This is a genomic window from Bacillus sp. z14 (2026) (genome assembly GCF_058313575.1).
In genome coordinates this window covers 672,569-687,078 of record NZ_JBZFQK010000002.1, presented here as the reverse complement: position 1 = coordinate 687,078, position 14,510 = coordinate 672,569, and the positions used below count along the sequence as shown (strand labels likewise).

The window sequence follows — 14,510 nt, the reverse complement described above, 5'->3', positions numbered from 1 at the left end:
GCTACTGACTATTTTAAAAGAAAAATCGCTGTATATCATTCCAGGTGACGACGATCATTAATAGCATCAATAAGGCAAATCCAATAAAATGGAACATACCTTCCTTTTGCTTATCAACCGGTTTCCCTCTAATTGCTTCAATTGCAAAGAATAACAGCCTTCCTCCATCCAACGCGGGCAACGGCAAGAGATTCATAATCCCAAGGTTAATACTTAAGACCCCTGCCCATTTTATCAAGTAAAAAATACCTGATTTTGCCACCTCTTCTGTGGAAACATATATACCCACAGGACCTGATAATGCATCTATGGAGAATCCTCCTGTGATTAAATCACCAAGTACAATGAAAATTTGTTTAGTCCATAAATACGTTTCCGTAAATCCATAACCGATCGCTTTGATAAAGGATTTTTCCGTCGGAGCATAGACCCCTATGATTCCCCGTTTGCCGGCTGAATCATCCACTAATTTAGGTGTGACATTTATCTCCTTATTTTGGCCATCACGTTCAACCTCAAAAGTCAGTTCATTATTGGCATTCTTTTGAATAGTTGATTGAATATCACTCCATGAATCAACTTTTTCGCCATTAATGGAGTGTACGATGTCTCCTGCCTTAAGTCCAGAGCTAATAGCAGGTCCATCTTCTGTCAGTTTGCCAAGTTTCGGCTCATCGACCACAACACCTTGGGCAATCCCAATAATCATGAATAACACAGCTGCTAAAACAAAATTCATCATCGGTCCGGCAAAGATTGCCATCGCTCTTTGCGGTAATGTTTTTGAATTAAACTGGCGGTCATATGGTGCTATTTGAAGCTCAAGGCCATCTTCTACCATTACCGCTTTTGGATGAACCTTAAAGGTTTGGATAGCTTCATCATTTCCATCTTCATATCCACGAATGATTAACTGATGATCCAGATCTGCTTGTTCCACCTCAATAATTCTTGCTTCAGGATATTTATCCTTGTTAGTGACAATGATTTTGTTAATTTCCTGATTTTCGTTAAACAGTACCCCAATTCGATAGCCTGGTTTCAACTCAACTGTTTCTGCGTCTTCACCAGCCATCCGTACAAAGCCTCCAAGCGGAAGTAAACGAATGGTATAGACAGTTTCATTCTTTTTTATTGTAAAGATTTTCGGCCCAAAACCGATGGCAAACTCTCGACAGAGTATACCTGCTCTTTTTGCAAAGATTAAGTGGCCTAATTCATGAAAAAACACTAATCCTCCAAAAATAAGTATAAACGCTAATATTGTTTCCACTTAATCGACCATCCCTTTTAATATAGTGACTCGATATACCTTCTTGTCTCCTGATCGACTTCCTGAATAGTCTCGAGTTCAGGTTTTTTGATTAGCTGATGACGCTCCATAGCTTTTTCCACCAGTGCCTCAATTTCCAAGAATGGAATCTTGCCCTGTAAGAACAATTCGACCGCCACCTCATTGGCAGCATTTAAAACAGTCGGCATTGATCCGCCAATTCTTCCGGCATTATAAGCGTATTGTAAACATGGATAGCGGTCAAAGTCCATCTTTTTAAAATGTAAAGTTGCCGCTTCTGCTAAATTAAGTCTCTTTGAAGAGAAAAGCGGTAACCGATCCGGATATGAAAGAGCATATTGGATAGGCACACGCATATCTGGGGTCCCCAGCTGCGCCATCACACTTGAATCGTGAAATTCCACCATAGAATGGATAATGCTTTCCTGGTGCAATAGGACATCAATCTGTTCATATGGCAAATTAAACAGCCAATGGGCTTCAATCACTTCAAGTCCCTTATTCATCATTGTGGCAGAATCTATTGTTATTTTTGCGCCCATAGACCAATTTGGATGATTGAGTGCATCTTTAACTGTAACATTCTTTAACTCATCTCTTGTTCGGTCTCTGAAGCTTCCTCCAGATGCTGTGATAATCAAGCGTTCAATATTTTTAGCCTTTTCACCCTGTAATGCCTGGAATATAGCAGAATGCTCACTGTCAACCGGCAGTATAGGCGTTTGAAACCTCTTGGCAGCCTCCATAACTAAATGTCCGGCTGTCACCAATGTTTCCTTATTAGCAAGGGCAATTTGTTTACCAGCTTCCATCGCCTGCATGGTAGGAATTAAACCAATGCTTCCCATTACGGCATTCACTACAATATCTCCGTTTACATAAGTAGCTGCCTCTATTAAGCCTTCATGTCCGTATACAATTTTCCTGCCCGGATATTCCGTCTTCAGTCTTTCCGCATCTTCTTTTAGCTGTACACAAATCAGTTCGGGCTGGAATTCCTGAATGATTTTCCGAATTCCGTCCACATTTCTTCCGCCTGAAACAGCTGTTAAGTTAAATTCCTCTGGATGATTGCGTACAATATCTATCGTTTGCATACCGATAGACCCTGTAGCCCCTAATAAATTGATCCTTTTCAAACTAAAGCTCCTCCCCCAGCAATTGTATAGTTACGTTTAAAAAATGAAGAAGTGCAATATGGGAAGAATAAAAATCAAACTATCAAATCTGTCCAAAATTCCTCCATGTCCCGGTAAGATATTACCGGAATCCTTAACACCATAATGCCTTTTATATGCAGATTGTACAAGATCACCCAACTGCCCAAAAATCGAAATTAATAATGCCATTATAATCAGCTTACTTATATTGTAGTCCAAATTAGAGAAAAAATAGAACAGAATTGCAACAACTAATGCACTTCCAACTCCACCAAGGAATCCTTCTACTGTTTTATTTGGGCTGATTTCCGGCCAAAGCTTTCGTTTTCCTAAAGATCGCCCTACAAAATAGGCACCTGAATCAGTAACCCAAATCGTAATTAATACAAAAAGTATCGTTAAGAGGCCATTCTCAACATCTCTTGTCCCAAAAAAGTAATAAAAAGCTACACCTATGTATAGAGAAGACAACAATAGAAAAGCCGCATCATCAAACGTAAAAGCATTTTTAGAAATTACCGTAATCACTAATAACAAAAATGCAATGATAATAACTATATCCATTTTATCGTATTGAATCATATCAAAGAAACTACTGTAACGATCAGGTATCAATAAAACCCATACTAATAAAAACGATAGTAACGATGATATCGTCATTAGCGGCATTTTCTTCATCTTAAGTAGTTCATATAATCCAATTGTCGCCATCGCATAGATTAAAATAAGAAACGGAATATTTCCATAAATTAATATCGGTAAAAATAATGCAATCGCGACTATCGCAGTAATGATTCTTTGTTTCATCCTAAAACCCCTGCCTTCCTCATTATACGCCGCCGTATCTTCTCGATCTGCCCTGGAATTCTTCAATTGCATTGAGCAATTCATGGTCATTGAAGTCCGGCCACAATACATCTGTAAAATAAAACTCCGTATAGGCTAATTGCCATAACATAAAGTTGCTCAGTCGAATTTCGCCGCTCGTTCTGATTAATAAATCCGGATCCATCAGCTGATTGGTCATCAAATACTCAGAGAATCGTTCTTCTGTCAAATCGCTTTCTTCCAAACGACCATCTTTCATATCAGCTGCGGCTTTTTTTACACCTTCGAGGATTTCTGCACGGCTTCCATAATTAAGAGCGAAATTTAAAATTAGACCATCATTATCTTTAGTTTGATCTAATGCTGTAGTGACTGCATTGACAGTATGCAAAGGCAGTCTCTTTTGATCACCCATAATTTGAACCCTAACGTTTTCTTTCATTAATTCCGGCAAAAACGTTCCTAGAAATTCTTCGGGTAATTTTAACAAATAATCCACTTCATCTTTTGGACGTTTCCAATTCTCAGTTGAAAAGGCATAAACCGTTAAAACCTTAACTCCCAATTCATTAGCTAATTTAGTCGTTTTACGCACGACCTTCATACCCTCATGATGTCCAGCTACTCTTGGCAGTGCTCTTTTTCTTGCCCACCGGCCATTCCCATCCATAATAATGGCAATATGGTCTGGTATTTTATTTTGTTTTACCTTTTCTATTCTTTCTGGTATAGAATACTGTTTCCCTTTTTTCTTAACTATCTTCCATCCAAACATGTTATTTCCTCCAAAAGGAATTAATCTTCCCTGCTTATGTATATTTGATCATTTAGCCTTAGTACAAATTCCATAACCTATCATACCACATTTAATTGTCACAAACATTTCTGTTTGTATGTTTGTTTCCTGGCAGTTTTATGGATTTCTAACAGTTAACCTTTTTGGACACACTGTATGATTCTGTTATTATATAATTTCGTCACCTAATACATACTAGGTGTAACAAAAAAGCCCCTTTAGATAAAAGGGGCTTTATGATATAAAAATCAAACTTCCATGATTTCCTTTTCTTTATCTTTAGCAAGAGCATCGATTTTCGCGATATGATCATCCGTCATTTTTTGAACGTCATCAGAATATCCACGAAGTGCATCTTCTGTAATTTCCCCGTTTTTCTCAAGCTTTTTAAGGTCATCATTACCATCACGGCGTACATTACGAATCGCAACTTTCGCTTCTTCAGCTTCCTTCTTCACTTGTTTAACAAGGTCACGACGACGTTCTTCAGTTAGTGCAGGAACACTTAAACGAATAATATTACCATCGTTCACTGGGTTAAGTCCAAGATCAGATTTCAGAATTGCCTTTTCAATATCACCAAGAATGGTTTTGTCATAAGGTGTAATAACCAGCATACGAGCTTCCGGAACGCTGATTGACCCAAGCTGATTTACAGGTGTAGGTGCTCCATAATAATTTACAGTCAATCTGTCTAAAAGGGATGCACTAGCACGACCTGCACGGATAGAGGCTAATTCTCTGGAGAATGCCTGAATTCCTTTATTCATCTTTTCCTTCGTATTGTCTATAACTTGTTTTGCCATTATTCTTTCCCCCTAACAATAGTACCTATAGTTTCACCCATAACGGCACGTTTAATATTTCCTTCTTCCATTATTGAGAAGACAATTAGTGGAATGTCATTATCCATACATAAAGATGATGCTGTGGAGTCCATTACAGATAAACCATCCTTAATTAAATCAAGATAAGAAAGTTCATCATATTTTACGGCACTGCTATCTAATACAGGGTCTGCACTATATACACCATCAACATTATTTTTACCCATGAGAATGACATCTGCTTCTATTTCGGCAGCCCGTAAAGCTGCTGTCGTATCTGTAGAGAAATACGGATTTCCAGTACCTGCAGCAAAGATAACCACACGTGTTTTCTCTAAATGGCGGATTGCTCTGCGACGGATATAAGGCTCAGCTACTTGTCTCATTTCAATAGATGTTTGGACACGTGTCTCAATCCCTTGTTGTTCCAAACTATCCTGAAGCGCAAGTGAATTCATGACTGTTGCAAGCATTCCCATATAATCGGCAGTTGCACGGTCCATTCCAAGTTCACTGCCTGTTTTACCGCGCCAAATATTTCCGCCACCAACCACTACTGCGACTTCTACACCAAGCTCCGCAACTTCTTTCACTTGTTTAGCAACTGAAAAAATTATGGTTGGGTCAATCCCAAATCCTTGAGCACCGGCAAGTGCCTCTCCACTTAACTTTAATACAACTCTTTTATACTTTACGCTGCTCATAGTAACCTCCACCGTCATTAGTTATCGATCTATCACAAGCTTTAATAGTCAATATCCTCATCTAATACTCTGTTTATTTTAAGGAAATGTATTCTTGAAAAATAGGGAACACAACGTGTCCCCTATTTTTATGCTATACACATGTAATTAGATTAGTCTTTTTTAATTTGGCTCATTACTTCTTCAGCGAAGTTATCTTGTTTCTTCTCGATACCTTCTCCTACTTCGTAACGTACGAACTCAACGATTGTAGCGCCATTTGCTTGTACAAATTGACCAACTTTTTGATCTGGATTTTTAACGAATGTTTGATCCAGTACACAAATTTCTTCAAAATATTTACCTAGACGGCCTTCAACCATTTTCGCAACGATTTTTTCAGGTTTTCCTTCGTTTAATGCTTGTTGTGTTAGAACTTGACGCTCATGTTCAACTTCTTCAGCAGTAACTTGGTCACGTGATACGTATTTAGGGTTTAAAGCAGCGATGTGCATAGAAACATCTTTCGCAACCGCTTCTTCAGTTGTACCTTCAACGATAGTTAATACGCTGATACGTCCGCCTTGGTGGATGTAAGCTCCGAAAGCTCCGTTTTCAGGTTTTGTTTTGATTTCAAAACGACGAAGAGTGATGCGCTCACCAATTTTTGCAATAGCAGCATTGATGTGGTCAGCAACAGTTGCACCGTTAGTCATTGTTTGAGTTAAAGCTTCCTCAACATTTGCAGGTTCATTTGTTAAAAGATGTGCAGCCAATTCTTTTACAAGAGTTTGGAATGCTTCATTTTTAGCAACGAAATCTGTTTCAGCATTTACTTCAAGGATAACTGCTTTATCGCCTTCAACAACGATAGAAGTTAAACCTTCAGCAGCAATACGATCGCCTTTTTTAGCCGCTTTCGCAATACCTTTTTCACGAAGGTAATCGATTGCTTTATCCATGTCACCGCTTGTTTCTTGTAGTGCTTTTTTGCAGTCCATCATACCTGCACCAGTTTTTTCACGTAATTCTTTAACCATTTGAGCAGTAATAGCCATTTGGTCTTCCTCCTTTATATCATCCGATAAAATCAGTATGTAGCAGTGTGCGAATCCGTATACACCACTCTATTTTATTTCAAAAAAAGGTGATAAAAGGCACTGTCCTCTTATCACCTTTAAAAAATCAATTAAGCATTTTCAACTGTAGTTGCTTCTTCTGCTTCAACAGTTTCTTCAACTACTGTTTCTTCTGCAACTGGAGCTGTTTCTTCACCTTGTTTACCTTCAAGGATAGCATCAGCCATTTTACCAGTAAGCAATTTAACAGCACGGATTGCATCATCGTTTGCAGGGATTACATAATCGATTTCATCCGGATCACAGTTTGTATCAACGATACCTACGATTGGAATATTCAATTTATGAGCTTCCGCAACAGCGATACGCTCTTTACGTGGGTCAATGATGAACAATGCATCAGGGATTTGTTTCATATCCTTGATACCGCCTAAGAATTTTTCAAGACGCTCTTGTTCTTTTTTCAATTGAATAACTTCTTTTTTAGGAAGAACTTCAAATGTTCCGTTTTCTTCCATTTTTTCGATTTCTTTAAGACGTGCAATACGTTTTTGAATTGTTACGAAGTTTGTTAATGTACCACCTAACCAACGTTGGTTAACATAGTACATACCAGCACGGCCAGCTTCTTCTTTTACAGAATCTTGAGCTTGCTTTTTAGTACCAACGAAAAGCATAGTACCGCCATCAGCAGCCAAGTCTCTTACGAAGTTATAAGCTTCTTCTACTTTTTTAACCGTTTTTTGAAGGTCAATAATGTAGATACCATTACGCTCCGTGAAAATATATTTTTTCATTTTTGGGTTCCAACGACGAGTTTGGTGCCCGAAGTGTACACCTGCTTCAAGCAGTTGTTTCATTGAAATTACAGACATGTTTGTTCCTCCTATGTTTTGTTTTTCCTCCGCTCAAATCATTTTCAGGCTGAAACTGTAGGTTTACAGCACGATCAGTCCAAATCCTCAAGCGTGTGTATTAACACCATGTCATAATATAGCATAATCTCAGCATACAATCAAGTCTTTTTACTTTACTTTTGATTTAATTTAAATAAAAGGTCAATTTCTGTTTTGCCACGGCCCATTTTTTTTGCAATTTCCTCAATTGTTTTCCCTTGATTCTTCATATTCTGGGCCTCAGCCAATATAGGGACTCGTTCTAAATCTTGGTCGATAACATCTGATTCCGTTTTTTCTTCCTTAAGATGATTCGTAACGGGTTGCCGGCTCGTATTTTCGTAGGCATTCCGTGCACTCTGCTGTCTATATCCATTTGGTAACCCTGTCATAGTGTGATCTATTTTCTCTTCTTGATCAGATAGCTTTCGAGGTCCTTCAGTGCGTGATATCTTACCAGTATCACCCACAAACAACTGTTTAATTTCATCGTTTTCTTCCTTCATTTCGATTATAAACGTATGGATTAGTTCCTCAACTTCTTTTTGATATTCTTTACATTCCTTCTCGAATTGAATAAGACGATTCTGCCTCAAATAAAGGATAACAATTGCTAAAACAGCCACCATATTGACCATGATGTTTACTATGAGTATAAATGTCATTTTGTCTCCTCTTATCCCGAAAAATCTATTCTCTTTCCCTTATAAGGTTGGGTTTCTGCTTGCGAAAAGGCAGAATGATTTTTAGTAGATTCATCATTCTGCCGCCGTTTTTCCTGCTGCCGGCCCTTGGAATGATTATTCCAATCAACCGAGCTATTCTTTTCTTGCCTAAGTACTGTTTCATTTTTTGCTCTTGTACTCTTTTTTTCCTGTTCGGAAGCATGCTCAATCAGTTGTTGACTACGATTCTGCAACAGCTCCTGGATTTTACCTGCATCCTGCGTTCTGGGTATTGCAACTTGCAATTCAATCGCTTTTAAACTCATGATTCATTGCCCCCTTTTAGAGCGGATAAACAGATATCTCGTTTCCCTTATCAGTAAATCTCACTGACTGGTAATTTTGATTCAGAGGCATGCTATACTTACCCATTTTTATATAAAGATTAGGGTAGCATGCACCGTTAATAATTAATTCCTCATCGATTTGCAGCTCATAATCTAACATTAATCTCTCTTGCTTAAGTTTTTTCATTTCATCCACTAAAAAATCTTTTGTTTTCCTTTGTTTTTCCAGCAAAAGAGCATCCTTTTTGTCATTCGATAACCTTGTTTTTTCTTCAAGCTTCACAGCTATATACGAGAGTTTCGAGAGTGTTTTTTGCATTTTTTGATAACGAGAATCCAAATCCTGCTTAATCATTTCAATTGCATCATTATTTCCGATATGTATTTCAGTACGTGTATAGTGTAAATTCCCTGCATCCATCAGTTCCACTCTCTTGCCAGCCCTTAAAACTCCGCCTATTAGATGTCCTTTTTTACAGGTTACAGATTTCATGGAAGTTACAAAACTATGGAGAATAGCATGTTGAATAATGATATTACCGCTTGATATTACATTTGCATAGTTTATGTATAAGGCGTATAGATCTCCGCCTGTTCGAATACTGCAATTCTTTTCCCCAGTAATTCCGCCCTTGACAATAACCGAGCCGCCAACATTAATGTCTGATCCCTCAATCATACCGAAAACTTTTAAATCGCCACCGCACGAAATCGTATAACCGACGGGTATATTGCCCTCAATATACACATTTCCAACAAAATCAATATTGCCTACCTCCAGGCTCAAATCTCCTTTTACATAAAAAACAGGATTAACCTGTATAGTATGACCTACTATACTGAATTGTCCGTTAATCGTTGAATAGAGGCTTGATTCATGTTCAATGACATTGGGTCCCAATTTATAGACGGCTCTTTTGCCTGGTTTCGGTTTGATTTCATTTCCGAAAATATCCATTCCAAATAGACCATAAGTTGGTTGAGATGCAGCCGCAATTTTATCTCCTGTAGAGAAGGATGGGATATCCATTACATTTCGGAAGTTAAACAGTTGCTCCCCTGTGTCTATTCCCTTTGTATATTCGAGTTTTAATTCTCCATCCTGTCCGTTTTCCGGTAATTTCCCTTCAGCAATCAATAAAGGAAAAACAACCTGCTCCGTATTCAGTAAATGTACTTTTGTTTCCTTTTTTATGCCAAAGATAATCGGCAAAGAAACAAGCCATTCATCTATTTGTCTATCAGAAACCGATTGTGCCTGATTCCCTATAGGTATAATCCAGGCCTTCATTTTATCTTGGGAAACCTCTAGTTTATATGGAAAATCCATTATTCCACTCCCAAACCAATAGCTTTAGCGGTAGATTGTTTTTGCTAATAACTCTTTTAATTTAAATAGTGCACGTGAATGTATTTGTGAAATTCTCGAAGTCGATAGCTTCAAAATGTAGCCGATCTCTGTAAGAGTCAGCTCCTGCCGATAAAATAAGTCCAACACTAATTGTTCTTTTTCACTTAGCCTATGAATGAGGTCTCCCATCTCTTTGAGCAATTCTTTTTTAACAAGGGCTTCTTCAGGAGATAGCATGCGCTCGTCTTTCACTGTATACGATTGCGCTTCCTGTTCCGAGTGAGTATCATGCGGCTGTTCATCCATTGATAAAATATTGGAAAAGAAATTCTCATTCGTGATTTTGACAACCTCATCCTCTGTAATCCCTAATTCTTCGGCAATTTCAACAGGTGTGATATTACGCATATTCTTCTGCTCTAACGCTTCTATAGTCGAATCTATTAATTTTGCTTTTTCTCTCGTACTTCTTGGCAACCAATCTTCTTTACGCAATCCATCTATAATGGCTCCCCTAATTCGAAAGGAAGCATAGGTCTCAAATTTTAAATCACGGGATGGGTCGAATTTTTCTAAAGCATCAAATAGACCCATATTCGCTAAACTTCTTATATCATCTCTATTCACATTTTTAGGCAGGTTCACTGAAATTCGTTGTACATGATAACTGACCAATGGCAAGTATTTTTTTGCCAATATGTCTCCAGCCTGCGCGTCCCGGCCTTCAAGCCATTTATGCCAATACGTCTGTTCTTCACCGGTACTCACTTGAGACATTTTGACCCTCCCCTTAGTTGGTTTATTATGGTAATTAAATTATAACAAAAAACAACAGATATACATCCGACAAATTTCCCTTAATTTCGCTCTTTACCGAATGAAAACTTAAATAGAGCAGGAACCCTGATTAACCGTACGAATGTGCAATATACTTGTAATCGGATTAAATTCAATTGTTCTTCCACTGTTTCCGCCAACATCTTCAGCAATTATCTGGATATGATTTTCCATAAGCTGAATTTTCACAGCATCTACATTTCGCGGTCCGATTCTCATCAGATCACTTCCTGAACTGAATTGAAACATTTGCGCTCCACCTGCAAGTTTTGCCTTGAGCAATTGACTTTTTATTCCCTTATTCTTGAATTGTTTAATAAGCTCTGGTATTGCAGTATCTGCATATTTTGCTTTATTAAATGTTTTACCTCTGGCAAGTGAGGAATCCGGCAGCATAACATGAACCATTCCTGCTATCTGTTGAGATGGGCAGTAAAGGACAACACCAACACAAGATCCAAGACCGGCTGTTCTAATAATGGAACCCTTATAAGCAAAATTCATATCTGCAATTCCAACGCGGATAATTTCCTGTTCGTGACGAGGATTCATTCCATATTCACTCCCAATGTGGAAAAGAGTGTATCAAATGATTCAGGATCAGGCAGTAAGAAAAAGTGCCCATTTACATCTTTTTCTTCCTTACTATCAGACTCGGTAAAATCCGTATCAATGATAATCGCATAATCGCCAACTTGGGAAAATTCCAGTAATCCATACCCGAGCAAGGCTCCCACCATATCAATCCCCAGCACAGGAACAGAAGGATATATTTTCATACCAGTAAAATCAGACAAGGAAGATAAATACGAGCCAGATAGAATATTGCCCATTTCTGTCAGGGCAGATAAAGAAATTTCATCATCCAATGAATGATCAAAGGAAAATTGATTGGAACCGGTCATTTGGTTAATAAATCTGGTTGCCTGCGATAAAGAAAGGATAAAATACATATTGCCGGTGATGTCACCTTCTATTCTCATGTAAACACTGGCTACAACATTATCCGCTCCTCCTGCAAGCTCCATTGTTTCGTCAAATGTTGCAATTTTCACGGAAGGGACACTCATCATAACCGGTTTGTTCACTAATAGAGATAAAGCAGTCGCAGCATTACCTGCACCGATATTACCAATTTCCTTTAAGGTATCCAGTTGGAGATGTGTTATGGAATCCAGATATGACATGTCCTGCCCGCCTTCTTCCTATATAGATTGTGTTGTTCCAAGTACTTGTAAAATTCGTTCGAGTTTGATTAATATCAACAAACGTTTATCAACCTTCACAACGCCATTTATAAAATCAATCTCCTGCATACCGATAACTTTAGGCTGCGGTTCAATTAAATCAGCCGGAAACTCTAAAACATCCCTGGCTGAATCAACAATCAATCCCACTTCAAATTCATTAAAGGAAATAATGATAATCCTTGAAGACTCATCATATTCTTTTTGCTCTAGGCCAAACCGCATTCGAAGGTCAATAATCGGTGTAATCGTCCCTTTAAGATTAATTACTCCCATCACAAAGGGTTCTACACCCGGAACTCTTGTAATAGTTGATACTTTTTCGATAGACAGCACATACTCGACAGGTATTGCATATTCTTTATTCACTAACTCAAAGACTATAACTTTCTGCATCTGTCTATTATCATTGTCAGCCATATAAACTCCTCCTTATCTTACAGCCCTGCTTACTTAACAAGAGAATTGCAATCTATAATCAATGCAACTTGACCATCCCCGAGAATCGTAGCTCCTGAAACAGCGAAGACAGAATTTAAGTAATTACCCAATGATTTTAAAACGATTTCCTGCTGACCAATGAATGAATTGACAACTAACCCGGCCATCTTGTCTCCATTACGCACAATTACTAATGACAAAAAGTCTTCCTCCTCCCGACAAACAGGGATAGAAAGAATTGAATGAAGATACACGAGCGGGATAATCTTACCTCTAAAGTCAATGACATCTTGATTATGTGATCTTAATACTTCTTCTCTTTGGACGATATACGTTTCAATTATGGAAGATAAGGGAATTGCGTACTTTTCATCCTGAACTTCAACTAGCATGACTGATATGATTGATAAGGTAAGTGGCAATTTCACAGAAAAAATAGATCCATATCCTAGGCGTGAATTAATAGACACACTTCCATCAAGAGATTCGATGGTATTTTTCACAACATCTAAGCCAACCCCCCGGCCTGATATATCAGAAATCTCCTTAGCTGTGGAAAAACCCGAAGCGAAAAGAAGTTCGTTTTTTTGACGTTCTGTCATGATTTCAGCTTGTTCTTCTGTAATAATTCCTTTATCCACTGCTTTTGTTACAACCACATCTGTATTAATACCAGCGCCATCATCTTCTATTTCTATAAAAACGTGGTTGCCACTATGATAAGCCTTCAGGATGACTGTACCCTCTTCAGGCTTGCCCTTGTCCCGTCTAGCTTCCGGTGTTTCAATACCATGATCCAAAGCGTTTCGTAAAAGATGCAGCAGAGGATCACCAATTTCGTCAATAACAGTCCGGTCTAACTCCGTTTCCGCACCAATAATTTCAAGACGGATGTGTTTATTCAGATTACGCGCAAGCTGCCTGACCATACGCGGAAACCGATTAAAAACTGTTTCTACTGGTACCATCCTCATATTTAGGATTATTGTTTGCATATCACCAGAAATTCTTGTCATATGTTCAACTGTTTCAAACAGCTCTGCATCTTTTAAATCCTTCGAAATTTGTTCGAGTCTTCCGCGATCAATCACTAACTCTTCAAATAGATTCATTAATATGTCAAGGCGCTCAATATTGACCCGTATCGTCTTACTATGAGCCACTGCAGTATTAACAGAGGAAGCTTTTTCATCTTCCTTACCCTTTACCTGCTTTGTTGAATGCACCTGCAGCTGATTCGCATTTTCCAGATCCTTTGTGGCTTTATATTCCTGATCCTTAGATGTCTTATTCGGCACCAGCGAAACTCGTACAGACTCAAGCTCTGATACTTTTAAGATTCTCTGTTCGATATCTATTGCAGATTGTTTTGATAGGATCGTTGCCGTAAACTCCTGCCCAAAATCTTCTTCCTCAAGAACATCGACGGGAGGAACCGACTTAATTACTTCTCCCAGTTCAGCAAAAATTTCATAAACCATAAAAACACGGACTGCTTTTAAGATACAATCATCATTTAAAATCACCTTAACAGAGTAAGCTTTAAAGCCTTGGTCGATTGATTGTTCCATGACCGCCCATTCGTATTCGTCATAAATATCCGCACGGGATTCCATTTCTACCGGAGCACCAGGATGTTCTCTATCTGCAGAACCTATCATAACGATTTGACCTGCTACTATGTTTTCTAATTTTTCTATTGTTAAAGAGACATCTCTTTTTCCGTTTCCACCATCTGCAACCGATAAAACCATTGCTTCCAAATCATCAACAGCTAAAAATACAATGTCTAAAATGTCGGTATTAACTTTTATTCGCTGATTTCGGATCTCATCCAACACATTTTCCATTTGATGAGTTAATCGTGCTAAATCATCAAAACCCATTGTCGCAGACATTCCTTTTAATGTATGGGCTGACCTAAAAATTTCATGCACAATCATGACATCATCAGGATTTTTTTCGAGCTCCAATAATAGTTCATTACAAGTTTGTAAGTGTTCCTTGCTTTCTTCTATAAAAACCTCTAAATATTGATCTAAATCCAAGCTCATTTACC

Annotated in this window: 16 protein-coding genes; all 16 read right to left on the bottom strand. The window is 38.2% G+C overall.

The features are described from left to right. Positions 1 to 13: 13 nt before the first annotated feature. Positions 14 to 1,273, bottom strand: a complete 1,260-nt coding sequence (gene rseP, locus AC4G3O_RS09440; protein ID WP_140461282.1) for an RIP metalloprotease RseP — start codon at positions 1,271 to 1,273, stop codon at positions 14 to 16. 17 nt (positions 1,274 to 1,290) lie between these two features. Further along, the gene (gene dxr, locus AC4G3O_RS09435) at positions 1,291 to 2,433 is read right to left on the bottom strand and encodes a 1-deoxy-D-xylulose-5-phosphate reductoisomerase (protein WP_491089979.1); all 1,143 of its coding nucleotides are present in this window, start codon (positions 2,431 to 2,433) and stop codon (positions 1,291 to 1,293) included. Positions 2,434 to 2,469: 36 nt separating this feature from the next. Continuing rightward, entirely contained in the window at positions 2,470 to 3,261 is a 792-nt protein-coding gene (locus AC4G3O_RS09430; protein WP_139891228.1) for a phosphatidate cytidylyltransferase, read from the bottom strand. A 22-nt stretch (positions 3,262 to 3,283) separates the two neighbouring features. Next, positions 3,284 to 4,057, bottom strand: coding sequence for an undecaprenyl pyrophosphate synthase (gene uppS, locus AC4G3O_RS09425; protein ID WP_139891229.1), 774 nt, complete (start codon positions 4,055 to 4,057; stop codon positions 3,284 to 3,286). A 269-nt stretch (positions 4,058 to 4,326) separates the two neighbouring features. Next, a complete protein-coding gene (gene frr, locus AC4G3O_RS09420) occupies positions 4,327 to 4,884 on the bottom strand; it encodes a ribosome recycling factor (RefSeq protein ID WP_139891230.1) in 558 nt (185 codons plus the stop codon). Further along, positions 4,884 to 5,609: a UMP kinase gene (gene pyrH / locus AC4G3O_RS09415; RefSeq protein WP_139891231.1), complete on the bottom strand. Its 726-nt coding sequence runs from the start codon at positions 5,607 to 5,609 to the stop codon at positions 4,884 to 4,886. The genes frr and pyrH overlap by 1 nt, the downstream gene beginning before the upstream one ends. Positions 5,610 to 5,761: 152 nt before the next feature. Next, entirely contained in the window at positions 5,762 to 6,646 is an 885-nt protein-coding gene (tsf, locus tag AC4G3O_RS09410) for a translation elongation factor Ts (RefSeq protein WP_066100367.1), read from the bottom strand. Between the two features lie 131 nt (positions 6,647 to 6,777). Beyond that, positions 6,778 to 7,542 (bottom strand): 30S ribosomal protein S2, encoded by a 765-nt coding sequence (gene rpsB / locus AC4G3O_RS09405; protein ID WP_066100370.1) that lies wholly within the window; start codon positions 7,540 to 7,542, stop codon positions 6,778 to 6,780. 155 nt (positions 7,543 to 7,697) lie between these two features. Further along, positions 7,698 to 8,228 (bottom strand): hypothetical protein, encoded by a 531-nt coding sequence (locus tag AC4G3O_RS09400; RefSeq protein WP_491136092.1) that lies wholly within the window; start codon positions 8,226 to 8,228, stop codon positions 7,698 to 7,700. An 11-nt stretch (positions 8,229 to 8,239) separates the two neighbouring features. Then, positions 8,240 to 8,554 carry a hypothetical protein gene (locus AC4G3O_RS09395; protein ID WP_066100375.1) on the bottom strand — a complete coding sequence of 105 codons (315 nt, stop codon included), beginning with the start codon at positions 8,552 to 8,554 and terminating at the stop codon, positions 8,240 to 8,242. 16 nt (positions 8,555 to 8,570) lie between these two features. Next, a complete protein-coding gene (locus tag AC4G3O_RS09390; protein WP_491136091.1) occupies positions 8,571 to 9,905 on the bottom strand; it encodes a flagellar assembly protein A in 1,335 nt (444 codons plus the stop codon). A gap of 24 nt (positions 9,906 to 9,929) precedes the next feature. Then, entirely contained in the window at positions 9,930 to 10,703 is a 774-nt protein-coding gene (locus tag AC4G3O_RS09385) for a FliA/WhiG family RNA polymerase sigma factor (RefSeq protein ID WP_140461277.1), read from the bottom strand. A 108-nt stretch (positions 10,704 to 10,811) separates the two neighbouring features. Then, positions 10,812 to 11,315 (bottom strand): chemotaxis protein CheD, encoded by a 504-nt coding sequence (locus tag AC4G3O_RS09380; protein ID WP_066100389.1) that lies wholly within the window; start codon positions 11,313 to 11,315, stop codon positions 10,812 to 10,814. Continuing rightward, entirely contained in the window at positions 11,312 to 11,950 is a 639-nt protein-coding gene (locus AC4G3O_RS09375) for a chemotaxis protein CheC (protein ID WP_139891234.1), read from the bottom strand. The genes AC4G3O_RS09380 and AC4G3O_RS09375 overlap by 4 nt, the downstream gene beginning before the upstream one ends. Before the next feature lie 18 nt (positions 11,951 to 11,968). Continuing rightward, on the bottom strand, positions 11,969 to 12,430 hold the full coding sequence (locus AC4G3O_RS09370; protein ID WP_139891235.1) for a chemotaxis protein CheW: 462 nt from the start codon (positions 12,428 to 12,430) through the stop codon (positions 11,969 to 11,971). A gap of 29 nt (positions 12,431 to 12,459) precedes the next feature. Beyond that, the gene (locus tag AC4G3O_RS09365) at positions 12,460 to 14,499 is read right to left on the bottom strand and encodes a chemotaxis protein CheW (RefSeq protein ID WP_491136180.1); all 2,040 of its coding nucleotides are present in this window, start codon (positions 14,497 to 14,499) and stop codon (positions 12,460 to 12,462) included. Positions 14,500 to 14,510: the final 11 nt, after the last annotated feature.